The 23,376-nt window shown below is 44.9% G+C and carries 22 protein-coding genes; 18 read left to right on the top strand and 4 right to left on the bottom strand.

The window, feature by feature from the left end; translation table 11 throughout:
* The first annotated feature begins 3 nt into the window (after nt 1-3).
* From queA to yajC, 3 genes are read left to right on the top strand one after another with little or no spacing between them, the layout of a single operon-like run.
* Nucleotides 4-1,032 carry a tRNA preQ1(34) S-adenosylmethionine ribosyltransferase-isomerase QueA gene (gene queA, locus NST25_RS24340; RefSeq protein WP_340392661.1) on the top strand — a complete coding sequence of 343 codons (1,029 nt, stop codon included), beginning with the start codon at nt 4-6 and terminating at the stop codon, nt 1,030-1,032.
* A gap of 21 nt (nt 1,033-1,053) precedes the next feature.
* Nucleotides 1,054-2,190 (top strand): tRNA guanosine(34) transglycosylase Tgt, encoded by a 1,137-nt coding sequence (gene tgt / locus NST25_RS24335; protein ID WP_036677666.1) that lies wholly within the window; start codon nt 1,054-1,056, stop codon nt 2,188-2,190.
* Nucleotides 2,191-2,240: 50 nt separating this feature from the next.
* A complete protein-coding gene (yajC, locus tag NST25_RS24330) occupies nt 2,241-2,561 on the top strand; it encodes a preprotein translocase subunit YajC (RefSeq protein WP_038572999.1) in 321 nt (106 codons plus the stop codon).
* A gap of 95 nt (nt 2,562-2,656) precedes the next feature.
* On the opposite strand, the gene NST25_RS24325 is transcribed toward yajC, so the two are convergent.
* Together NST25_RS24325 and NST25_RS24320 are read right to left on the bottom strand one after the other, a co-directional pair.
* The gene (locus NST25_RS24325; protein WP_340392659.1) at nt 2,657-3,496 is read right to left on the bottom strand and encodes a phosphatase PAP2 family protein; all 840 of its coding nucleotides are present in this window, start codon (nt 3,494-3,496) and stop codon (nt 2,657-2,659) included.
* Nucleotides 3,497-3,590: 94 nt separating this feature from the next.
* Entirely contained in the window at nt 3,591-3,983 is a 393-nt protein-coding gene (locus NST25_RS24320) for a TIGR04086 family membrane protein (RefSeq protein WP_036677660.1), read from the bottom strand.
* A gap of 226 nt (nt 3,984-4,209) precedes the next feature.
* Here NST25_RS24320 and NST25_RS24315 point away from each other — a divergent pair, with 226 nt between their 5' ends.
* A complete protein-coding gene (locus NST25_RS24315) occupies nt 4,210-4,974 on the top strand; it encodes a DUF421 domain-containing protein (protein WP_076130399.1) in 765 nt (254 codons plus the stop codon).
* A gap of 4 nt (nt 4,975-4,978) precedes the next feature.
* On the opposite strand, the gene spoVB is transcribed toward NST25_RS24315, so the two are convergent.
* Nucleotides 4,979-6,577, bottom strand: a complete 1,599-nt coding sequence (spoVB, locus tag NST25_RS24310; RefSeq protein ID WP_076130398.1) for a stage V sporulation protein B — start codon at nt 6,575-6,577, stop codon at nt 4,979-4,981.
* A 196-nt stretch (nt 6,578-6,773) separates the two neighbouring features.
* On the opposite strand from spoVB, the gene NST25_RS24305 reads away from it, so the two are divergent.
* From NST25_RS24305 to NST25_RS24280, 6 genes are all read left to right on the top strand, one after another.
* On the top strand, nt 6,774-7,025 hold the full coding sequence (locus tag NST25_RS24305) for a post-transcriptional regulator (protein WP_036677655.1): 252 nt from the start codon (nt 6,774-6,776) through the stop codon (nt 7,023-7,025).
* A gap of 221 nt (nt 7,026-7,246) precedes the next feature.
* Nucleotides 7,247-8,497, top strand: a complete 1,251-nt coding sequence (secD, locus tag NST25_RS24300) for a protein translocase subunit SecD (RefSeq protein WP_036677653.1) — start codon at nt 7,247-7,249, stop codon at nt 8,495-8,497.
* Entirely contained in the window at nt 8,487-9,389 is a 903-nt protein-coding gene (secF, locus tag NST25_RS24295; protein WP_052097271.1) for a protein translocase subunit SecF, read from the top strand. The genes secD and secF overlap by 11 nt, the downstream gene beginning before the upstream one ends.
* 143 nt (nt 9,390-9,532) lie before the next feature.
* Nucleotides 9,533-10,483 (top strand): cation diffusion facilitator family transporter, encoded by a 951-nt coding sequence (locus tag NST25_RS24290; RefSeq protein ID WP_036677651.1) that lies wholly within the window; start codon nt 9,533-9,535, stop codon nt 10,481-10,483.
* A gap of 29 nt (nt 10,484-10,512) precedes the next feature.
* Nucleotides 10,513-12,915, top strand: a complete 2,403-nt coding sequence (recJ, locus tag NST25_RS24285; protein WP_076130397.1) for a single-stranded-DNA-specific exonuclease RecJ — start codon at nt 10,513-10,515, stop codon at nt 12,913-12,915.
* A 145-nt stretch (nt 12,916-13,060) separates the two neighbouring features.
* Nucleotides 13,061-13,579, top strand: a complete 519-nt coding sequence (locus tag NST25_RS24280) for an adenine phosphoribosyltransferase (protein ID WP_036677647.1) — start codon at nt 13,061-13,063, stop codon at nt 13,577-13,579.
* Nucleotides 13,580-13,832: 253 nt separating this feature from the next.
* Here the strand turns inward: NST25_RS24280 and uraA are convergent, their stop codons facing one another.
* Nucleotides 13,833-15,146: a uracil permease gene (uraA, locus tag NST25_RS24275; protein ID WP_038572987.1), complete on the bottom strand. Its 1,314-nt coding sequence runs from the start codon at nt 15,144-15,146 to the stop codon at nt 13,833-13,835.
* A gap of 313 nt (nt 15,147-15,459) precedes the next feature.
* On the opposite strand from uraA, the gene NST25_RS24270 reads away from it, so the two are divergent.
* The 8 genes from NST25_RS24270 to aspS all read left to right on the top strand — a co-directional run bounded on the left by NST25_RS24270 (nt 15,460) and on the right by aspS (nt 23,337).
* Nucleotides 15,460-17,640 (top strand): bifunctional (p)ppGpp synthetase/guanosine-3',5'-bis(diphosphate) 3'-pyrophosphohydrolase, encoded by a 2,181-nt coding sequence (locus tag NST25_RS24270; protein ID WP_036677643.1) that lies wholly within the window; start codon nt 15,460-15,462, stop codon nt 17,638-17,640.
* 21 nt (nt 17,641-17,661) lie between these two features.
* Nucleotides 17,662-18,105, top strand: coding sequence for a D-aminoacyl-tRNA deacylase (dtd, locus tag NST25_RS24265; RefSeq protein WP_036677641.1), 444 nt, complete (start codon nt 17,662-17,664; stop codon nt 18,103-18,105).
* Between the two features lie 133 nt (nt 18,106-18,238).
* Nucleotides 18,239-18,394, top strand: a complete 156-nt coding sequence (locus NST25_RS24260) for a hypothetical protein (RefSeq protein WP_175617366.1) — start codon at nt 18,239-18,241, stop codon at nt 18,392-18,394.
* 150 nt (nt 18,395-18,544) lie between these two features.
* A complete protein-coding gene (locus tag NST25_RS24255; RefSeq protein WP_076105448.1) occupies nt 18,545-19,054 on the top strand; it encodes a type 1 glutamine amidotransferase domain-containing protein in 510 nt (169 codons plus the stop codon).
* Between the two features lie 48 nt (nt 19,055-19,102).
* Entirely contained in the window at nt 19,103-19,552 is a 450-nt protein-coding gene (locus NST25_RS24250) for a hypothetical protein (protein WP_036677637.1), read from the top strand.
* A gap of 367 nt (nt 19,553-19,919) precedes the next feature.
* The gene (locus tag NST25_RS24245) at nt 19,920-20,057 is read left to right on the top strand and encodes a hypothetical protein (protein WP_175617365.1); all 138 of its coding nucleotides are present in this window, start codon (nt 19,920-19,922) and stop codon (nt 20,055-20,057) included.
* Between the two features lie 192 nt (nt 20,058-20,249).
* Nucleotides 20,250-21,503, top strand: coding sequence for a histidine--tRNA ligase (gene hisS / locus NST25_RS24240; protein WP_036677635.1), 1,254 nt, complete (start codon nt 20,250-20,252; stop codon nt 21,501-21,503).
* 55 nt (nt 21,504-21,558) lie between these two features.
* Nucleotides 21,559-23,337, top strand: a complete 1,779-nt coding sequence (gene aspS, locus NST25_RS24235; RefSeq protein ID WP_076130396.1) for an aspartate--tRNA ligase — start codon at nt 21,559-21,561, stop codon at nt 23,335-23,337.
* Nucleotides 23,338-23,376 lie beyond the last annotated feature (39 nt).

The raw sequence follows: 23,376 nt of genomic DNA, 5'->3' as shown, positions 1-23,376 counted from the left end.
ACCATGAATGTAGATGCTTATGATTTTCATTTGCCGGAAGAATTGATTGCCCAGACACCTCTCGCTGATCGCAGTGCTTCTAGACTGCTTCTAGTGAATAAGGAGGATGGAGAGCTGGCTCACCGGCATTTTACCGATATTATTGATTATTTTAATCCCGGAGACACGCTTGTTCTAAATGATACGAGAGTCATTCCAGCGAGATTGTTTGGAGTGAAAGAAGATACTGGTGCTAAGGCGGAAGTGCTTCTCCTGAAGAATCTTGGGGATGATCGCTGGGAAGCTCTTGTAAAGCCAGGGAAAAAGCTCAAGACAGGCGCGGTGATCATCTTTAGTGATGAGCTTCGTGCCGTTATCGAGGACGAAGCTGATATGGGCGGCCGTACGCTTCGTTTCATATATCAGGGTATTTTTCAGGAGATTCTGGACAGGCTGGGAACGATGCCGTTGCCACCTTATATTAAGGAAACACTGGATGATCGTGAACGATATCAGACTGTGTATGCTCGGCATGAGGGATCGGCCGCTGCGCCTACCGCAGGGCTTCATTTTACCCAAGAATTGCTGGAACAGATTGAGGCTAAGGGTGTAAATATCGCTTATATCACCCTTCATGTAGGTCTCGGTACTTTTCGTCCGATGTCTGTAGAGAAGGTTGAAGAGCATGTTATGCATTCTGAGTATTTCGTAATGTCTCAAGAAACGGCAGATACCATAAATGCTACTAAGGCACGAGGCGGCCGTATTATTGCAGTTGGTACAACGTCTTGTCGGACACTTGAAACGGTCGGAAGACAATGTGAAGGTGGTCCGCTTGTGGAATGCAGCGGCTGGACGGATATTTTTATCTATCCAGGGTATACGTTCAGTGTAGTAAATGCGCTAATTACCAATTTCCACCTGCCAAAGTCTACTTTGGTTATGTTGGTTAGCGCTTTGGCAGGTCGGGAACATATTCTAGCTGCTTATGAAGAAGCGATAGAGCAGAAGTACCGATTCTTTAGCTTTGGAGATGCAATGTTTATTTATTAAGGTAAGAGGATGGGTTAACTTATGGCAGCAATTACTTATGAGCACATCAAAACGTGCAAACAATCCGGAGCCAGACTTGGAAGAGTCCACACTCCACATGGTGTGATTGAGACACCAGCATTTATGCCAGTCGGCACACAAGCTACAGTTAAGACCATGAGTCCTGAAGAGCTGAAAGAGATGGATGCCCATATTATTTTGAGCAATACTTACCATCTGTTTCTAAGACCAGGCCATGATATTGTTCGTGAAGCTGGTGGACTGCACAAGTTCATGAACTGGGATCGTCCGATTCTGACAGACAGCGGCGGGTTTCAAGTATTCTCGTTAAGCGACATGCGCAAGATTACAGAAGAAGGAGTTCATTTCCGTTCCCATTTAAATGGGGATAAGAAATTCCTGTCTCCGGAAGTAGCGATGGAGGTTCAGAACTCCCTGGGTTCAGATATAATGATGGCATTTGATGAATGTCCTCCATTCCCGGCTGAATATGATTATGTGAAAAAATCCCTAGAGCGCACCACGCGCTGGGCTGAACGTTGCCTGAAAAGTCATGCTCGTCCTAACGATCAGGGTCTTTTTGCTATCGTGCAAGGGGGCATGTATGAAGATCTGCGCCGTCAGAGCGCGGCTGATTTGACTTCCATGGATTTCCCGGGGTATGCTATTGGGGGGCTCAGCGTCGGAGAGTCCAAGCAGCTAATGTATGAAGTGCTGGATTATACAGTTCCCCTGCTGCCACAAGGCAAACCTCGCTATTTGATGGGCGTGGGTTCACCGGATGCGCTGCTGGAAGGATCAATCCGAGGAGTGGACATGTTTGACTGCGTCTTGCCTACTCGTATTGCCCGTAATGGAACAACGATGACCAGTCAGGGAAGACTCGTTGTACGCAACGCTAAGTATGCCCGTGATTTTGGGCCGCTTGATCCGGAGTGCAATTGCTATACATGCCGGAATTATTCCCGCGCTTATTTGCGCCATCTAATCAAAGCCGATGAAACCTTCGGACTTCGATTGACGACATACCACAATTTGCACTTCTTGTTGGATTTAATGCGTAAAGTGCGTGAAGCCATCAAAGAAGATCGGCTGCTTGATTTTCGCGATGAGTTTTTTGCCAAATACGGATTATATGATAATCTTAAAGGCTTTTAGGGTTTGATTTAAGAGTCATGTTTTAATGTACTTTGAAAGGGGGGAGAAATATGATTCAATCGTTTCAATATGCAGCTGGCGCAGGTGGTGGAGGTAGTATACTAGGCCTGGTAGGTCCCTTTGTTCTTATGTTTGTAGTATTCTACTTCTTGCTGATTCGTCCGCAACAAAAGAAGACCAAAACTCGTAACGCAATGTTGAAAGCTCTGAAAAAGGGCGATAAAATCGTTACTATTGGAGGGCTTCACGGTACGATCATGGAAATTTCCGATGATATCGTGGTTCTGCGGGTCAACGATGTAACTAAGCTGACTTTTGATCGCGGTTCCATCAGCCACGCTGTGGCGACGGATGTCGAAGAGAAAGTATAGACTTGTTATTTAAGTAAATAAAAAGCGGTGTCTTCTCATTGGAGAGGACACCGCTTTTTTGATCTTTAAGGTTATTAAGATTTAGCAGTTTAACTTTAACGTACATTTGTTACGCGGCTCGGAACGGTAAGCGACTCTTCACGTCCCCGCAAAGTTAATTTGGAAAGTTGAACGCCAACTGTAGAGGCTAGTACAGCTAGCAAGGTTCCACCAATCATATCTGTAAGCCAATGAATGCCCAGATAGAAAATTCCAAAGACGATTACAACTGCGGAAATACTAGTGATGGCCATCCAGCGGCGGTTCCCTGAACGGAAGGCCAGAAGTGCCATTGTAACAGATATGGACGTATGTAGACTCGGGAAGCAGTTATTGAGACCGGATAGCGGTCTATATTCCTGTTCGAATTTCGGAAATACATCCAGCATAGTAAATTTGACGCCCGCTGGCAGATAGGACCAAACCTCGTTTACCGGGAAGTAAAGATAGAATGGAATCGCCAAGGCATAGTTGATAATAATAGCATAGCAGGTGGCATATAACATCACCCGGTTTTTATCTAACAGATAGACCCCTAATGATGCTGCTAGAACAGACTGAAGCATGAAAATGTAGAAAAAGACGATGATCGGTGTTAACCATGGACTGTAGAATATATCCTGAACGGCTTGGACAAAATGACCCTCTAGACCAAATATAAACGGCGTATAATCAGAGGTAAGATGCATTTTTTGTTCAATTTGCAGTTCATATTTATTTATGGCTAATACGCCAAACATTCCTGCAATCAGCAACAAAAACTTATAGGATCGCAGCATCTCTTTCCCAATTTCAACCAATGCCATGAGTGGATTACGTTTAGCGCCAATCCATACTAATATCACTACTAATGCAACTGTGTACAAAACAATATGGTTCATTGATTGGTAAAACAAAGCAATCGAAGCCTCCTTGATCTCTTAATGAAGTCAGATGATCACAGTTTAACATATTTTCAAGGAATGTTTCGAATTTAATGGAATTATAATTTTAGCTTTTTTGTAAATTAACGCCAAACATTCCGCCGAGAGCGCCAATTGCAGCAGCTGCCAGAACCCATAGCAGATCCACACCAGAGGGTGCGCTGTCCAGTGCCAAAAAACCGATCAACAGAACGATAATTCCATAAAATGCGCCTGTAAGACTTCCTTGATACCAGCCTTTGCTCGTGGCTCTGCGACCGGCGGTTAGTCCTCCGAATGCTGCAGCTATGCCGTGTACAATGTATGTGTACATTGAGAGATCCTGCTCCTTCAGACTGCTGCCCCATAACAAAAGTGAGAGGACAAACGCACCCATCAGCATCCAAAGGAATGATCGACATAGGCCAGATAACACAGGATTGGCTATTCTCCACGAGAACATGCGCCGGATTAAATACATGGTACAACCTCCTAAAGTTTTTTTGAGGAAAAAGAATCAACATAGTTATTATTCATTGTATGGGATGGCTTGCCCCAATAGTACAAGAAAGGGCATTGCAGCCTTTTTACCATTAATTAATATGCCGGCTTCCGAATGTTCCCTGCACAGAGCGGTCAGAATAGGGTTACATTAATCCACCCGAGGAAACAAGTCTGCGGGTGAGAATGGAGGGGAGCGAAGCTATATGTTCCAGCATATCTCTACCCATATTTTCTTGACCGTGCTGATGTATTTCTTCATATTCCTGTGTATGCGCATCATGGGGAAGAGGGAAATAGGTAAGCTGTCTGTATTTGATCTAACGATCTCCATCATGATTGCTGAGATTGCTGTTTTTGTGCTTGAGGATATTAATCGGCCGATCTATGAAGGAGTCGTTCCGATGGCAACATTGGTGTTGATACAGGTAATTGTGGCTCAGCTCAGTCTTAAGAGCAGAAAGCTCAGACTTTTAATGGACGGCAAACCGAGCATACTCATTTCTGGCGGCAAGCTGCACCGGGGCGAAATGCGTAGGCAGAGATATAATATTGATGATCTGCTGCAGCAGTTGCGTGGACAGAACATCGCCAGTCCTGCTGACGTGGAATTTGCAATCCTGGAGCCTAGTGGACAGCTAACCGTATTCGAGAAAGAGAAGGGGAGTTCATCCTCTAACCCATCAGGCAATAGCAGTGCAGCTGCTGAGCATAAAAAGAGTGACGATAATAAAGGAAATAAGAACCGTAAGATAGAGCTGCCGAAGAATAAGATCAGATATGAAGGACTTCCAATCCCTCTGATTATGGATGGCAAGGTGCAGGATCAGAATTTAGAGATGATTGGAAAAACCAGATTTTGGTTAAGAACTCAAATTCGTCAAAAAGGAGTATCTGATTTCAAAAATGTATTTCTATGCTCCATAGATCATAAGGGCAGAATTTATGTCGACCGTTTGGACAACAGATAGCTTTTTAGAGCCTGCGTTTGATAAACGGCAGACGGTCCAAATCACGAATTGAGATAAGGCCAGCTAACAGACTGATTCCGAAATACAGGACCATTCCTATCGCAGAGGCAAATATAAATTGAATCCATTGTACATCTGCAATGGGAATGGAAGTGTATACATAATGCACGCCCGCTCCCATAATGACCATTGCACATAAGGTTTTTATGGTTTCGGTTACTCTTAAAGATAATGAAATAAGACTGACCACACTGTATCCGTGAAGCAGCGTAACCAGAATGCTGTTCACAATAATGGCTATGATGGCGCCGTAAATTCCATATTCAGGTTGCGATGCCAGTATTACGATCAGAATGATTTTGACTACTGCTCCAATTAAGGTATTGATGAGTGCCCTGCCCGGTCGATCCATAGCTTGCAGCGCAGCTTGTAAAGGAGCTTGAACATAAATGAACAAGGCGAATGGAGCCATGAGCTTCAGCATAGGAGCTGTATCCGCGTTACCATATAACAAATTGCATAGCGGAACCGCCAGGATATACATAAGAACAGCAAAAGGAGCCCCTGTTACCAGCGCAAGCCGCAACGCTTGATGCATACGCTTGTGAATGGTGGGCAAGTCCTTTCTTGCCGCAGCTTCTGATATGGAAGGAACCAGAGACACAGCAAGTGAAGAGGTTAATGCCCCGGGCAGCAGCAATAAAGGAACAACCATCCCTTGTAAAGACCCGTACTGAGCTGTAGCGGCAGCAGCGGCTATACCTGCCAAGGCGAGACTGCGCACAGTAATAATAGATTCCAGCAGATAAGAAAAAGAGCCTACAAGCCGACTTGCTGTAACGGGAATGGATATGCCTAGTAACCGCCGTAATATGGGGGAGTTGGCTTTCACACCTTGTGTATCAGATGGGATAACCTCCGGCTCGAGAGCGGGTTGCTCTGGAGTCGGATTTGTCTGCTTTTTATCTTTTTTAGTAATGACATAATATTGCCACAGAATCGCTAACATTCCGCCAATTTCTCCTACCGTCACACCTAACATCGCTCCAGCCGCCGCCATAGCAATACCCTTAGGAAGCAACAACCAGGAGAACCAGAGCATAAAGAATATTCGAACTAAAGATTCGAAGATGGAGGAGAGCGCCGATGGTATCATGTTCTGCTTGCCTTGGAAATAACCGCGGTAAATTGCAGATACGGCGACAATCCCAATCATTGGGATCATGGCAATAAACGTATAATAAACTCGATGGTCTGTTAAGATAACATTGGAGACCCATGAGGCACTTACCAAAGCAACCAATGTAAAGAAGATTGCAAGTCCAATACTAAGAGCAAGTCCAGTACGTAAAATCAGCCGTGATTTTTCAGGCCGATTCTCTCCTTCTGCTTCCGCCACCATCTTGGCTATCGCCAGTGGAATCCCGCCTGTAATGACAGTAACCAGCACAAGAAAAAAAGGATACGCGAGCTGATACAGACCCACACCTTCTGCTCCGATAATACGGGGTAAAGCAATCCGGGGAATAAATCCAAGCATCCGATTAATGATGCCGGCGGCTAGCAAGATTAAAGTTCCTTGTATAAAGCTCTGTTTCTTCAAAGGTCACGCCTTCTTCCCAAAATGAAATAAAACGCTGGCGAACTTGTCTATTCTTATGGATATGCTGTACCCCTATCTCGGCATGCCTTGTTTTAGTGGCATTAACTTTTTGTGACGGAAGAAGGAAAGCGAAGAACAAGAGTCGAATATCTATGGTGAGCATACGAACATGAGCGATCTTTGGAGGTGTCAACACGTGGAATCGGAACAGTGGAATCATGATCAACATAGTGAAGAAATCGAAGCCATGTGCCGCAGCAAAGCTGAAGAATTCCGGCTCCTCGGCTATGAGTATGTAACCAGCAAGGATATTTGGGATTGCATCAGCCGTAATTATGATAAGGAAGGCTTGCCTCCCCTACATAAGCTGGTAAACGACATTTATTCCTTGAAAGCCAATAGTTACATGAATTATTTGACTATTGCGGCCTATCGGGGGTTGAACTGAACAATAAACCACATATTTCTTTTTGCGAACTGCCTGATAAAGCAGTAAAGTAAGAGAATAATAACTCCACATCTCCTATTAAAACGGATGTCTTGCTGATTTAGGCAGGGGCGGCCGTTTCTTTGTGTGAGTATAGCTCTATCAATGCTGTGAATTGACGGTCATTTCGCGTGTAGCTATAATAGGAATATTGAGTTAATGAAAGGGGAACTAGCTAGAGCATGAAGAGACTAATGGGCTTTTTTATTACCGTGCTCGTTTTGACAGGCGTTATGGCATTTACTACTCCTGGACTGCTGGACAAGGTTAGACTTGGTCTTGACCTGAAAGGCGGATTTGAGATTTTGTATCATGCTGAGCCTATGGAAGCGGGAGCAGCATTGTCCCGAGCTTCTCTGCTGAAGACAGCGGAAAGCTTAGAAAAACGGGCGAATGCGCTCGGAACAAGTGAACCAGAGGTAACTACTGAAGGTACGGACCGTATCCGTTTGAAAATTGCGGGCGTAACGGATGAAGCCGAGGTTCGTAAAAAAATGAAGGAACCTGCAGTTCTGACTTTCCGTAGTGCTGCTGAAGGTGACGCTGAGGGAACTTACAGCAAAATCGAACTGGTAGGTAGTGATTTTGTTGAAGGTGCTGCAGAAGTTGGACGGGATAACCTGAATCAGCCAATCATCAGCATCAAGATTAAGGACAAGGACAAATTTGCAGAGATTACTAAACGTCTCTTGGGAAAGAATCTCGCAATTTACTTGGATGAGAACAAACTATCTGACCCTACGGTACAAGCAGTACTTACCGATGGCAGTGCTTCTATTTCTGGTAACTATACAATTAAGGAAGCGCGCGAACTTGCAGACACGATTAACCTAGGTGCATTGCCACTGAAGCTGACGGAGAAATATTCCCAAAGTGTGGGTGCTACCCTGGGTAAGCAATCGCTTGATCAAACGATTCGAGCAGGTCTGCTGGCTTCTGTGATTATCCTTATTTTCATGATCGGAATGTATCGTTTGCCAGGTCTTTTGGCTAGTTTTGCCTTGCTCTTGCATACATGGGCGCTAATTGCGGTCTTCGTCTTCGCGGACTTCACCTTGACGCTGCCTGGTATAGCCGCATTTATTCTGGGTATAGGTATGGCGGTCGATGCTAATATCATTACCAACGAACGGATAAGGGAAGAAATGCGCAGTGGAAAAAGTATACTGTCCTCCGTTAAGGCAGGGAATAAATCCTCTTTCCGGACAGTAATGGACTCCAATGTGACTACTATTATTGTGGCAGCAGTTATGTTTGCCTTCGGTACAGGTGCGGTCAAAGGCTTTGCATTGGTGCTGATTGTAGAAATCGTGCTGAGTATCGCCACGAATCTTTATTTCTCCCACTGGTTGCTTAGCCAGCTTGTCAAAGCGGGTAAGCTGAACAAACCGAAGAGCTTCGGTGTTAAGGAGAGTGAAATCCGTGCGCTTTAAGAAAGAGCTTGATTTCGTACATTTGAGTAAATATTTCTATATTTTCTCTATCGCATTGACAGTAGCAGGATTGATTTTCCTGGCGACATTTGGCCTGAATTACAGCGTTGACTTTAAAGCTGGATCTAATGTGGACATCTCCCTATCCAAGAATTTGAACTTGGATCAGGTTAAGACTGCAACTAGTGCAATCGATGTCGATCATGAACCGACGATTTCGTTTGGTGATCAGCGTGTGAATATTCGTTATGACGAAGTTCTTGATGAGGCTCAAGATGAAGCCCTAAAAGCTGAAATCCTTAAGCTGGATGACAAAGCATCATTTGAAATTAACACCGTGGACACTGAAATGGCTAAAGAATTGGCACGTAATGCTATTTATGCAGTTCTGATTTCTTGTCTGGGGATTATTATTTATGTAAGTATTCGTTTTGAATGGCGTTTCGCCGTGGCATCGATTGTGGCCTTGCTCCATGATGCCTTTATCGTAGTCGCGCTCTTCTCTATCTTCCGCTTGGAAGTGGATTTGACGTTCATTGTAGCGGTGCTTACGATCATCGGTTATTCCATTAATGATACGATCGTTATCTTTGACCGTATCCGTGAGAATTTACGTTTTGGTAAACAGAAAACTTATGAAGACTTGAAACACCTTGTGAACAAAAGTGTGGCTCAAACGCTCATGCGTTCTCTCTATACTGCATTTACCGTATTTATTGCGGCGTTCTTCCTGTTATTGTTCGGAGGCGAGTCGATTAAGATGTTCTCGCTTGCGATGGTAATCGGCTTGCTCTTCGGAGCTTACTCTTCCATCTTTATTGCAAGTCCACTCTGGTTAGTGCTTAAAAAGCGTGAGAAGGTTAAAGTGAAGAGCAGCCCGAATAAAGGTTAGAAGAAATTAGCATCGAAGTTCTACTTTTCTTATACGTTTAAGAAAGCCGCGTCAAATGCGACGCGGCTTTCGAAATCTTTAGGGTCATGTCATGTGTATTGAATCATCATGAGATTACTTGCTATTGGTAAGGAGGGCCTCGTATGAATAAAGAACGATCACCGCAAAGCGAGACGGTTGCTTGGACAGGGATCATTAGCGATGTTACTTTGGCAGTAGCTAAGGGGAGTTTTGGCTATATTTCAGGGAGCAAGGCATTAATGGGGGATGCTTTGTATTCCGGAGCAGATGCAGCAGCTAAACTGGCGGATATTCTTCCGTGGCGCTCTGAGCAAGGGAGAAAGAGTAAGCAACGGATCGAAGAACGGCGGGGCACTAAGGAGCCGCTGCTGGCTATACTTTTTTCGGTATTTATTCTTATGGGGGGACTGCAGATCGCATTCTCTGCAATCCGCGACTTAACAGATGGAAAATCATCTACACACGGACAGCTGGCGTTTGTAACCGTCTTAGTATCTATTGTGTTTAAAGAAGCTGTTTTTCAATATCAATATCGCTACTTTAAAAAAATAGGTGATGGCAGTCATGCTGCATATGTTAATAGTCATCGTTTCAGCTTATATACATCTATCACAGTATTAGTCGGAATTTCGTTATCCATGGGTGGTACCTATTGGCATCCTCTATCTTATATGGATCCTATTGCCGCGCTCTTAACCGGAGTTTTAATTCTTCGTAAAGGCTATTCACTCATTGCTAGCTCTATTAACACTAAAAACGCGCAGGAGCTTCCTTCGGAGGAAGCCGCTAATTTTATTGAAACAGTGCAACGTGTTCATGGCGTCATTCGCGTAGAACATTTGAAGGCACTTGAGCAAGGGAATTATGTGAATCTTCAAGTGAAAATCAGTGTGAATCCGCGGATTACGGTGATGGAAGCACAGGATATTTCGGAATGCGCTAGGAAGCTGCTGCAGCACCGGTTTGTTCATGTCGGTGAGGTGCATATGGACGTTGTTCCTTATGATCCCGGCTATCCGTACAAAAGCAATTATGAATTGCCGGATAATGATATTCCTACGTTGCTTCAGTAGTTTGCAAGGTGAGAGAAAGGTGAGTTCTATTGCTTTATTCAAAAACAAGATGGCAATCTCCGGCAGCCAATCCCGACACAGTTAGGGATATGGCCCGGAGCCTTTCTATTTCTCCACTCTTATCCTCACTATTAGTAAATAGAGGAATGAACACGCCTCATGAAGCTCTAAGCTTCATGGATGGCAGTGAGGAAGAACAGCATGATCCGTTCCTACTCAAAGGAATGGCTGAAGCGGTTCCTAGAATTAGAAAGGCTTTAAAAGATGAAGAACATATTCTTATTTATGGCGATTATGATGCCGACGGGGTGTCCAGCACAGCACTTATGATTCATCTGCTGCGCTATTTAGGCGCTTCCTTTGATATTTATATCCCACACCGCTCTAATGAGGGTTATGGGCTGCATAATCATGCCCTGGATTGGGCTTTACAGCAAGGTGTCTCCTTAATCATTACAGTAGATACTGGCATTAGCGCTTATCATCAGGTTGCTTACGCTAATGAACTGGGGATCGATGTGATCGTTACGGATCACCATGAACCTCCTGAGCTTTTGCCAGAGGCCTATACGCTTATTAATCCCAAGCTGCCAGATTGCCCTTATCCGTTCAAAGGATTAGCGGGTGTAGGTGTGGCTTATAAGCTTGCTCAGGCTATTCTAGGGGAAGAGACTCCCACAGAATGGGCAGAGATTGCAGCGATAGGAACGGTTGCGGATTTAATGCCGCTACTTGGCGAGAACCGTGAGATTGTTAGAAATGGCTTGGAAAGTATGCGGCATTCAAGTTTCCCGGGGATTCGTGCCTTACTCGCTGTCAGCGGTGTGAACATGAGCACTGTGAGTGCGGTCAATATCGCTTTTGGCATGGCGCCGCGCATCAATGCCAGTGGTCGCCTGGATCATGCTGGACGGGCTGTGTCCCTCCTCACTACCGAGCATGCGGCTGAGGCAGAGCAGCTAGCTGGAGAGCTTGACCTGCTTAACAAAGAACGCCAATTGGTGGTAGAAAGAATTGTTGTTGAGGCCACTGCCAAGCTGGAGCAGATGACACAGGGTGGCGAAATCCCAGACATCATTGTTCTTGCTGATCATGGCTGGAATGTAGGTGTGGTAGGTATAGTGGCTTCCAAACTACTGGAGCGTTATTATCGGCCTGTGATCATTCTGGATATACATCCAGAGACCGGAATGTGCAAAGGTTCTGCTCGCTCCATACCTGGACTTGATATCTACGCTGCACTTTCTTCTTGTTCTGATTTAATGGATCATTTTGGAGGTCATCCAGCCGCTGCGGGAATGAGCCTGCATCGGGATGGATTAGAAGTCTTTGCTGCAGCATTAAATGAATATGCGTCCGGGGTGTTAACGTCAGAGCATTTCGTTCCTGTTGCTTCCGCTGATGCAGAGGTGTCAATCTCGGATTTATCACTGCAGACCGCGCTAGAATTGGAAAGGCTTGCACCTTTCGGAATGTCTAATCCGTTGCCGAAGTTTATTATTCGTGGGGCTACTGTGAAAGAGACACGTACAATGGGTCAAGATGGAAAACACCTGAAGATTGTATTGCAGCAGGGGAAAAACAGCATTGAAGCCTTGGCGTTTGGTAAAGGCGCTTTATCCAGGCTGCTACCGGCGGGTACTACGATCAACGTGTTAGCTGAGCTGTCGATCAATGAATGGAATGGCTCACGCAAATCACAGCTGATGCTGCAGGATTTATCTGTGCAGGATGCCCAGTTATTCGATCTTCGTGGTGCTGCTGACGCCGTACGGCAAGCCGCACATATTAGAGAACTACTTCTTCCTTATAGTGGTGCGGGTCCGTATCGAGCTGCTGCAGTGTTTCAGAACGGACGTAGTACGCCTGCAAGTGAATTGATAGGAATGTCTTTATGGGTATATGATAAAGAAGCTGGCATTAGCGCTGCTGTTAAGGATGAGCCCCTTCAGGAGTCAGGGCATGTCTCTCTGTTATGCATACTGGATATGCCGGAGACTCCTGAACAACTGGATGCGCTGCTCCAAACCTTCCCTAATGCTGATAATATTGCGTTATTGCATTCTATCAAGGATGGCCGAGAACGACTTATTACTCCGACACGGGATCATTTCAAAATACTATATAAACTGTTGGCTTCGATCACCTCAGTTGCAACGCCTGAGAACGAAGTTTTGCTGCGGTTAAGCCGCCAGTCCTCGTTAAGTATCCGCATGCTTAACAACATGCTTGATGTGTTTGAGGAGCTTGATTTTATTAAAAGAAGTCAGGGAAGTGTGGCGTTTATTACTCAGCCAGTAGCTAAAAGTCTGACAGCTTCGAGTCATTTTGTCCGACTGGGACAGATGGCGGAGATGGAGCAATACTTCATGGAGGGCAGCCTGTCAGAGTTACAGGACTGGATGTTATCGCGTCGTTTAGGCGTATCATAATCCATGCAAATATGAGATGCTGAGCGTACCCAACGGTGTATAAAAATGCAACGCTCATATAACAAAGCGAATGCTTACGAAGCAAGTTTTGCCGATCTGAAATCACTGTAGCTTATGCTTACAAAACTTATAGGAGATGATAAATTTGGATTTTAAAGATAGTATTCGTGTGATTCCTGATTTCCCTAAAGAAGGTATTAGTTTTAAAGATATCACCACATTGCTTAAAGACGGTGAGGCTTACCGCCAAGCGATTGACGCGTTGAAAGCTCTCGTAGCGCACTTGGAAATCGACGTTATCGCTGGACCAGAAGCACGTGGCTTCGTAGTTGGAGCACCTCTTGCTTATGCGATGGGAGTAGGTTTTGTGCCGATTCGTAAAAGCGGCAAGCTTCCATATGAGACTATAGAGGTAGGTTATGATCTTGAGTATGGCAAGGACACCCTTGCTGTTCATACAGATGCCATCAAGCCTGGTCAAAAAGTATTGATCGCTGATGATTTATTGGCTACTGGTGGAACCATTGCTACTTCGGTTAACCTTGTAGAACAGCTTGGCGGTAAAGTGGTAGGTGCTGCTTTTCTGATTGAGCTGGTTGAGCTTGCTGGGCGTAATAAGCTTTCTGGAGTTGAAGTTCTTTCCTTGGTGAATTACGAGGATTAATCTTGTAAAGTTTGTCTTTTCCCGGGAAATAAACGGGGATTCGGCTCTCGAATTATGCTGAAAAGTGCAAAGATTAGCGCGTGACGCAAAGTGTGGAAGTTAAACATTAATTGGAAAATGTAAGATAATAACAGCAGCTGTCTGCCTTGTGGCGGAGAGTTGCTGTTTTGTATCTGAGTCAATAAAAAAAGCTGCCCAAGTCCATAAATGGATGTTGGAGCAGCTTTTTTAAAATTCTATTTTTTATAACCGATTAATGGGCAGTTTTATCACTTTCTCCGCCATCATTAGACAGTCCAAGCACTTCAATGAGTTTGAAGAACAATGCCAATACGATACCAACAATTGTAGCCAGCGCCATACCACTTAGTTTAACGTTGCCCATAGTAAGGGTTGTACCACTGATTCCGACAACGAGTACCAACGTAGCCATGATCATGTTCGTAGCCTTGGAAAAATCAACTTTTTGCTCAACGAAAATACGTAATCCGGAAGCCGCAATTACACCAAACAGCAACAGGGATACACCACCCATTACAGGGGTTGGAATATTAGCGATGACGGAGGAGAAAGTACCAGAGAATGAAAGCAGAATAGCAATCACCGCTGCGCCGCCGATTACATATACCGAATATACTTTAGTCAACGCCATAACCCCGATATTTTCACCGTAGGTTGTATTTGGAGTAGAACCGATAAAACCGGAGATAATTGTAGATATCCCGTTCCCCATCAGAGAGCGGTCAAGTCCAGGATCTTTTGCCAAGTCTCTGCCGACAATATTGCTTGTAACAAGTAAATGTCCAATATGCTCAACAATAACAACTAATGATACCGGGATAATAGTGAATATTACATTCCAATCAAATGAAGGAGTAACAATGGAAGGATGCGCTAAAAATTTTGCATTAGAGATAGCAGCGGTATCCACCATTTTCAAAATATATGCTAAACCATAACCAGTGACGATACCAATAAGGATGTGAATGATTTTTGGAAAACCGCGGAAGAGTACAGCTCCAATTACAGTTACACCAAGTGTCACCATAGAAAGTGCGATTGTTTTGCCATCTGGAGTCCAGTCTGCAACTGCAACGCCTTCAGGAGCAATAAGTCCTGCCATTCGTGCGGCAACAGGTACAAGTTCAAGTCCGATCGTAGCTACGATCGCTCCCATTACTGCTGGAGGGAAAACAACATCAATCCATTTGGTTCCTGCATAACGAATGATCAATGCCACGAGCACGAATATAATACCAGTGACGATAAAAGCACCCAAAGCAAGCGAGTATCCTTTCATGTGATCATTTGGGTAACGACTGAGTACTGACAATACCGGTGCAATAAAGGCAAAGCTGGAACCAAGGTACGCAGGGATTTTACCGCGACAGATCCAAATGTACAGCAATGTACCGATACCATTCATAAGCAAAATCATTCCAGGGTCGACCCCGAACAAGTTAGGCACTAGCACTGTACTGCCAAACATGGCAAACAAATGCTGGAGACTTAATAGAAAGCCTGGGCCCCATGGAAGTTTTTCGTTAACTTGAATTTCGCGTTGCAATGGAGTTCACTCCTCTTTCTTATCTGATATTAGGTTGTCCGGCGAAAATCCGCCTTTACTAGATTAAATAGAACTTGGCTTTTTTACAACAACATTTTCACAAGTGTTATTAATTTGTCCGAATTTAATTACTTTTACTTCTGGAATACCATGAGATGGCAAGTGTTGACGTAATCCTCCTTAAGCCTCATAATTATAGACAACTTTGAATAAGGGCGTAAGTAAGCTTGGACAAATGAAATGATTGGAACCTGCAGATTTTTGAACAGTTGCGGGTTCATTTTATTATAGAAAGGAATCGGATACGACGAGAATGGGCATTGAGCGATTAATTGATAAGGCTGGCGCCTATATAAAAGATAAAGATCTTCTCCGCATCCGGGAAGCTTATGAATTTGCCGATCAGGCTCATCACGGGCAGATCCGCAAGTCGGGGGAGCCATACATTCTGCATCCGCTGGCGGTGGCAGATATTGTCGTCAATATGCAAATGGATGTTATATCTATTGTTGCAGCGCTTTTGCATGATGTGGTGGAAGATACGACGGTCTCACTGGAACAAATCCGCGCTAAATTTGGCGATACCTGCGCAATGCTTGTTGACGGCTTAACGAAGCTGGAACGTATTCGCTTTCGCTCAAAGGAAGAGCAGCAGAACGAGAATTACCGCAAAATGTTTATTGCTATGGCCCAGGATATCCGGGTCATTGTCATTAAACTGGCGGACCGTCTGCATAATATGCGAACGTTAAAATACCAATCTGAAGAGAGCCAGCGCCGTATTTCTTATGAGACGTTGGAGATCTTCTGTCCTGTAGCTGACCGGCTGGGGATTTCCGCGATTAAGTGGGAGATGGAGGATATTGCGCTTCGTTACTTGAACCCGCAGCAGTATTACCGGATTGCTAATCTGGTGCATAAGAAGCGGGCTGAACGTGAGCAATTTATCGACAGCGTAATTGGCCGTATTCGTGCCAAGCTGGATGAAATGGGCATTGAAGGTGATCTTTCCGGCCGCCCGAAGCATATTTACAGTGTTTATAACAAAATGAGCACAAAAAATAAGCAGTTTAATGAAATTTATGACCTGCTGGCCATTCGTATCATTGTGGATAATATCAAGGACTGTTATGCAACCCTTGGAATTATTCATACCTTATGGAAGCCAATGCCGGGGCGTTTTAAAGATTATATAGCTATGCCAAAAGCCAATATGTATCAATCTCTGCATACTACTGTGGTAGGACCAGGCGGAGAGCCTACTGAGGTGCAAATTCGCACCTGGGAAATGCACCGCACGGCAGAATACGGGATAGCCGCACACTGGGCATACAAAGAAGGCAGCAGTAATAATGCTAATCCGGAGAATCGGATGCCTTTCTTTCGCGAAATATTGGAGCTGCAGCATGAAGCTAAGGATGCCGAAGAGTTCGTAAAATCACTAAAAATGGATTTTTTCTCAGACCTCGTGTTTGTATTTACTCCTAAAGGTGAGGTTATTGAGCTTCCTGCCGGTTCTGTGCCTCTTGACTTCGCGTTCCGCATTCATACAGAAGTGGGCAATCGTACGATTGGTTCCAAGGTGAACGGGCGGATCGTGCCGCTTGATCACAAGCTGAAGACGGGCGATATTGTTGAGATTTTGACGTCTAAGCATTCTTACGGACCTAGCCGTGACTGGCTCAAAATTGCACAATCCTCTCACGCAAGAAGCAAAATTAAACAATGGTTCAAAAAAGAAAAACGTGAGGAAAATGTCGAAAAAGGACGCGAAGCGATTGAACGTGAGCTGAAGCGCCTGAATGTCGAAGTTTCCGAGTGGATTTCTGATGAAAAACTGTTGGAAGCTGCGAAAAAATTCGCTTTTAATGATGTAGAGGATATGTTGTCTGCCGTTGGTTTTGGTGGGATTACCGCTTCGCAGATTGCCTCCCGTTTGACGGAGAAGCTGCGCAAGGAGCAGGAAGAAGCTGCTAACCACTTGGAGCTTACTTCAGAGATGAAGGAGATCAAGTCTTCCGGCGAGAGAAGAAATCAACCCACCAATGGCGTTAGTGTAAAAGGAATTGAAAACTTACTTGTTCGTTTTGCACGATGTTGCAACCCGGTTCCGGGTGACGACATTGTAGGTTATGTTACACGGGGCCGGGGCGTATCTGTACACCGCCAGGATTGTCCTAATATTCCGGGTGAAGGTGACGGAGAAGAAGCAGCTAGAGTGATTGAAGTGGAATGGGAAGGCACGATGGAAGCAAACTATAGTGTGGATATTGAGATTACAGGCCATGATCGCAATGGACTGCTCAATGAAGTACTGCAGGCTGTGTCCGAGAGCAAAACGAACATTTCAGCGGTCACTGGGCGCTCTGACAAGAATAAGATGGCAATGATTCATATGACCATCCTTATTCGTAATACGGAGCATCTGCAATCCGTTGTAGATAAAGTGAAACGAGTCAAGGATGTATATACAGTGAATCGGATCATGCAATAAGGCAAGGAGCGAAGTAGTGCGATGAGAGTTGTAGTACAGCGTTGTAAGGACGCCAAAGTAACCGTGGATGAGACAGTGACCGGAGCGATTGGCAATGGCCTGATGCTGCTTGTCGGCGTTACCCATGAAGATACAGAGAAGGATGCCAAATATTTAGCGGATAAAATAGCTGGACTGCGTATTTTTGAAGATGATGCTGGCAAAATGAACTATAGTGTCACGGATACTAACGGAGCTATTCTTTCAGTGTCCCAGTTTACTTTATACGGAGATTGCCGTAAGGGAAGACGGCCGAATTTCATGGGAGCTGCAGCTCCTGCGGAGGCCGAGCGTCTTTATGATTATTTTAATCAAGAGCTTAGAGCTGGAGGTCTTCAGGTGGAGACGGGCATATTTGGAGCGATGATGGATGTGTCGCTGACCAATTGGGGCCCAGTTACTCTCATTCTGGATAGCCGCAGCTAACGAAATAGAGGATGTCGAAGATTGCTTCTGGCCGGAGCTAACTTTCGACATCTTTTTTTTATGCGGATAGAGCTTCTTTGGGCTGGATAAACTAAATGCAGGCAGATATCACGCATAAGGCAGGAGTTTAAGAATGAGACAATCACAGAAGGCATGGGTATGGAGAAGTATCCCGGCATTACCGACTGGGAGTCCTATGGAAGCCTGTGCATTAGCCAAAAAGCTAGACGGCGAGACCGAACCACTAGTGATGAAAGGAAGAAGCCGCAATCTCTTGCCGCGTACCTGAAGCGGGTGGAAAATGCGGCTTTTTCGGTGTTGTGAAGGAAGCCTTTTTTCCGATTAAAGGTTAGAAAGCATCCTCATAAGGGTAATAGACCACAAGAAAGAATAATTAGAACATCATTAATTGCTAAAGACAGAGAGGAGAAACTATTACATGAGTAACGTTGCTTTCTTACTGGCTAATGATTTTGAAGATTCTGAAATGAAGGTTCCTTATGATGAAATTATAAAGGCAGGACATCAAGCTGACATTATTGGTTTGAAAAAAGGGGAGACCTTGCTAGGTAAAAAGAAAGAAGTCTCCTACGCAGCAGACAAGGCGATCGCCGATGTTCAAGCAAGTGATTATGACGCGATTGTCATCCCGGGTGGTTCTTCCCCCGAGAATTTACGGCAAAATGCCGATATTTTGAAGTTTGTAAAAGAAGCAAATGAAGCAGGCAAGCCTATCGCCTCTATTTGCCACGGACCGCAAATTCTGATCAGTGCAGACTTGCTTAAGGGACGCACCATTACCTCTTATCCTCCGCTGAAGGATGATGTTGTGAATGCCGGCGCGGAGTTTAAGGATGAGGAAGTAGTGGTTGATCGCAATTACATTACTTCGCGTACACCAAAAGATGAGCCTGCATTTGTTCGTGAAATATTGAAGGTCCTGAAATAAATAAGCAATATTTAAATTAGAGTCTTATAATCCAAGGAGGTAATGGCAATGAGCAGAAAAATCCAAGCGTATTTCAGAACTGAAAATGAAGCAGAAGGCGCAAAAACAGCATTGATTAGCTATAAGGTGGATGGCTTGGAGGTTTGGCCACTCACAGACCCTATCGGCAATGATCGTAATATTCTGTTTCCAATCATTCCACTGGATAGTGCATCTGTAGTCGCAGGCACAACTGGAACGCTTGGAACGGCTAGTACACCTGCAGCTGGAGCTATGCTGGTTCCTGGCATTGCCGCTTCCGACACTCGGGCTGACCCTGAAACACATTATAGTGTGAATGAAGATCAGGTTAGTGCGAACGTGGCAGAAGGAGATCTCGAAGATGGGGATTTAAGTGAACTTCGTTATGTGATGGAGCTAAGTATAGCAGAAGAGAATTATAATGAAGTTGTGGAAATCCTCCGGGGTAAAGGGGCTTATGTTGAACAATTCGAATAGTATTCTATTAAAAATAAACCGCTTTCATGGAATGTAATATAATCGTAATATTCCGTACATGATTCCTTAATATAGCGTGTTTATAATAAAGGCATGACCCCCTTTTTAATAATATATGATGATGGACCTGCAGCATTCGGCTGCAGGTCATTTTTTTTATTACAATATAATTGCTGAATAAAAAACTCGGAAGCTGTCAAAATTTATACTAGGCATCCTTTTTACTACCTTGACTTTAATGCAGTAGTTCAGTAGAATGTTAACAATATACGATTTTATCATATGGTTTTGATGACGGGACCAAGTAATTCGAGAACCCACAACTCCAGAGAAGAATCCCTTGTCGATTCGGATGACATCTACTTAAGTGGATGATGAACCGGTATCGCTTGGCTGCAAGGATTCTGTTGATGAGCGAATGAATGACCTCCCCGAGAACGTACGGCGAAAGTGGGCAATGTTGATTGCCGCGATCAGTAGCCGTTTACGCGTAGGCGGGCGTTAACCGCTTTGAGCGGCTTCAGTATATTTTTACTGATCCGGAATGTGGGTGGTACCACGTGGTGTATTATTGGTTATGATAATCCCTCGTCCCTGTTTTTTTATAAAACAGGGCGAGGGATTTTTTGCTTTTTCTGCAATAGAAACAGATGAAGAGAACAGCTTTAGAGGGGTTATTTTTTAGGAGGGATAGACTGTGGCTAAAGAAAGATTCGAGAAACCAACAGGAACGCAGGACGTGCTTCCGGGTGCTGTGGAGAAATGGCAGTATATTGAGGGGAAGGCCAGAGATTTATGCCGCCGTTTTAACTACCGGGAAATTCGCACACCTATGTTTGAGCACACAGGGTTATTCGAACGTGGAGTAGGCGAAACAACGGATATCGTGGAAGGTGAAATGTATACGTTCAAGGACAAAGGCGACCGTGATTTGGCTCTTCGTCCAGAAGGAACGGCTGGTGTCGTGCGGGCTTACGTTCAGAACAAGCTATACGGTGAACCTGATGTAAGCAAGCTGTATTATATCGGACCTATGTTCCGTTATGAGCGTCCGCAGGCCGGAAGATATCGCCAGTTCCATCAGTTTGGGATTGAGGCGTTTGGGGCCGTGGATCCGGCTATTGATGCAGAAGTAATCTCTATGGGCTATCAATTCTATAAGGATCTAGGTCTTAAGGATGTAAGAGTGGAGCTTAATTCCGTGGGTAATGCACCAAGCCGTGCGGCTTACCGGGAGAAGCTGCTGGGATTCCTTAGACCGATGAAGGATAACCTCTGCAGTGACTGTCAGCGTCGAATCGAGCGTAATCCGCTTCGTGTGCTGGATTGCAAGGTGGATCAGGATAAATTTACAGATGCGCCTTCCATTTTGGACAGTTTGGATGATGAATGCATAACTCATTTTGAGAAGGTTAAGATGCATCTCGACATCATGGGTGTGGAGTTCACGATTAATCCTCGTCTTGTACGTGGTTTGGATTATTACACGCATACTGCGTTTGAATATAAAGCAGCTGGCATTGGCTCTATTGATACCGTAGGCGGCGGAGGCCGTTACAACGGTTTGGTTGAAGAAATCGGTGGACCGGATCAACCGGGTATTGGTTTTGGGATCGGGCTGGAGCGTATTCTTCTTATTCTGGAAGATCAGAAGGTAGAGCTGGAGACTGCGAAGCCACTGGATGTGTATTTTGTAGCTCTTGGCGAAGAGGCTGACATTGAAATCTCCAAGCAGCTATACTTTCTGCGTAGCCAAGGGTTCTCGGCAGAACGCGACTACCTCGGCCGGAAGATGAAGGCGCAGATGAAGTCAGCTGACCGTATGTCGGCACGTTATACTGCGATTCTTGGCGAAGACGAGCTGAAGAATGGTGTAATTGCGCTGAAGTCGATGAGCACAGGGGAACAGCAGACTGTGAAGCTCGAAGAGCTGGCTCAGGCGTTGGTATAGAAGAAGACTTTTTAAGTAGAAATGTATTTTTAAATAAAAAGGGGAATGGTGAATTATGCAAAGAAGTCATAACTGTGGGCAATTAACACCAGAACATATTGGACAAACGGTAACCTTGAACGGATGGGTCCAGACCCGCCGCGACCTTGGGGGCGTACTTTTTATTGACCTGCGTGACAGAAGCGGTATTGTGCAAGTTGTATTCAACCCGGACTACTCCGGCGAAGCACTGCAAATTGCGGATAAGGTTCGCAGTGAGTATGTTTTGGCTGTCAAAGGAAAAGTGGTTAAACGTGATGAAGAAACCATTAACCGCAATCTGCCAACAGGTGAGATTGAAGTTCAAATTACAGACATCGAAGTGCTGAACGCTGCTAAGACTCCTCCATTCTTCATCGAAGATGGAGTGGAAGTAGACGAATCTCTTCGCCTGAAATATCGTTACCTGGATCTGCGTCGTCCAGAAATGCAAAAAACGCTGTTGCTACGCTCGAAAGCTTCTAAGATTTTCCGCGATTTCCTTGACAGTGAAGGATTTATTGACGTAGAGACGCCAATCCTAACTAAGAGCTCACCGGAAGGTGCTCGTGATTATTTGGTGCCAAGCCGTGTGCATGAAGGCGAATTTTTCGCATTGCCACAATCTCCACAAATCTACAAGCAGTTATTGATGGTGGGTGGCATTGAACGCTATTATCAAATTGCTCGTTGTTTCCGTGATGAAGATTTGCGTGCTGACCGTCAGCCGGAATTTACACAAGTGGACATCGAGACTTCATTCCTGTCTCAGGATGAGCTGCTTGGCATGATGGAGAACCTGATGCAGCGTTTGTTTAAAGAAACTGTAGGAGCGGATATTCAGCTTCCATTCCAACGTTTGACTTATGCTGAGGCTATGGGCAAATACGGTTCAGACAAACCTGACCTGCGTTTTGGATTAGAGCTTGTAGAAATGAACGATATTGTTGCCACAAGTGGCGTAAAGGTATTCGCTTCCGTGATCGAAAAAGGCGGAGAAGTGAAATGTCTAAATGCTAAAGGCTGTGGGACTTGGACTCGTAAAGAAATCGATGATCTCGGACCTTATGCTGCGCGTTATGGAGCGAAAGGTTTGGCTTGGATTCAAGTGAAAGACGGCGAGTTCAAAGGGCCGATTGTCAAATTCTTCACTGAAGAAGAAATTGCCGCTGTGAAGGAGCGTACAGGCGCTGAAGAAGGCGACCTACTGTTGTTCTCCGCTGATACCAAAAAGGTTGTAGCGGACGTTCTAGGTGCCCTTCGTGTCAAAATCGGACGTCAGCTGGGTCTGATCGACGATAACGTGTTCAAGTTCGCTTGGGTGACTGACTTCCCATTGCTTGGTTATGATGAAGATCAGAAACGTTATGTAGCAGAACACCATCCGTTCACTCGTCCACGTGAAGAGGATCTTCATCTGTTCGACACAGATCCAGGTGCAATTCGTGCACAAGCCTACGATATCGTTCTGAACGGTTATGAAGTAGGCGGCGGCTCCATGCGGATTTACAAACGTGAAGTACAGGAAAAAATGTTCCAAGCTCTCGGCTTCTCAGATGAGGTTGCTTACGAGAAATTTGGTTACCTGATGGATGCGTTCGAATATGGTACACCTCCACATGGTGGTATTGCCTTCGGTTTAGATCGTCTAATTATGCTGCTGGCGGGTCGTACAAATCTACGCGAAACCATCGCATTCCCGAAAACGGCAAGTGCAACGGACCTGCTTATGGATGCACCTGCACCAGTAGACGGTTCACAATTGGAGCAACTGCATATTAAGCTGGCTCTTAAACCAAAGAAAGAAAAAGAATAATTAAATAAAGCGGGCAAGGCAGATTTCTGCTTCGCCATA

This window comes from Paenibacillus sp. FSL E2-0190 (assembly GCF_037992965.1).
GTDB lineage: Bacteria > Bacillota > Bacilli > Paenibacillales > Paenibacillaceae > Paenibacillus_AQ > Paenibacillus_AQ odorifer.
Note: the sequence above shows the minus strand (reverse complement) of the source record. Positions and strands in the feature narration are given on the sequence as shown.

Bases quoted from the DNA above. Each gene is read 5' to 3' on its own strand.
- NST25_RS24255 (WP_076105448.1), top strand. From the start codon at position 18,545: ATGAGTAACGTTGCTTTCTTACTGGCTAATGATTTTGAAGATTCTGAA.
- NST25_RS24320 (WP_036677660.1), bottom strand. From the start codon at position 3,983: ATGTATTTAATCCGGCGCATGTTCTCGTGGAGAATAGCCAATCCTGTG.
- NST25_RS24270 (WP_036677643.1), top strand. From the start codon at position 15,460: ATGGGCATTGAGCGATTAATTGATAAGGCTGGCGCCTATATAAAAGAT.
- aspS (WP_076130396.1), top strand. From the start codon at position 21,559: ATGCAAAGAAGTCATAACTGTGGGCAATTAACACCAGAACATATTGGA.
- NST25_RS24290 (WP_036677651.1), top strand. From the start codon at position 9,533: ATGAATAAAGAACGATCACCGCAAAGCGAGACGGTTGCTTGGACAGGG.
- secD (WP_036677653.1), top strand. From the start codon at position 7,247: ATGAAGAGACTAATGGGCTTTTTTATTACCGTGCTCGTTTTGACAGGC.
- NST25_RS24260 (WP_175617366.1), top strand. From the start codon at position 18,239: ATGAGACAATCACAGAAGGCATGGGTATGGAGAAGTATCCCGGCATTA.
- NST25_RS24250 (WP_036677637.1), top strand. From the start codon at position 19,103: ATGAGCAGAAAAATCCAAGCGTATTTCAGAACTGAAAATGAAGCAGAA.
- yajC (WP_038572999.1), top strand. From the start codon at position 2,241: ATGATTCAATCGTTTCAATATGCAGCTGGCGCAGGTGGTGGAGGTAGT.
- dtd (WP_036677641.1), top strand. From the start codon at position 17,662: ATGAGAGTTGTAGTACAGCGTTGTAAGGACGCCAAAGTAACCGTGGAT.
- NST25_RS24315 (WP_076130399.1), top strand. From the start codon at position 4,210: ATGTTCCAGCATATCTCTACCCATATTTTCTTGACCGTGCTGATGTAT.
- queA (WP_340392661.1), top strand. From the start codon at position 4: ATGAATGTAGATGCTTATGATTTTCATTTGCCGGAAGAATTGATTGCC.
- tgt (WP_036677666.1), top strand. From the start codon at position 1,054: ATGGCAGCAATTACTTATGAGCACATCAAAACGTGCAAACAATCCGGA.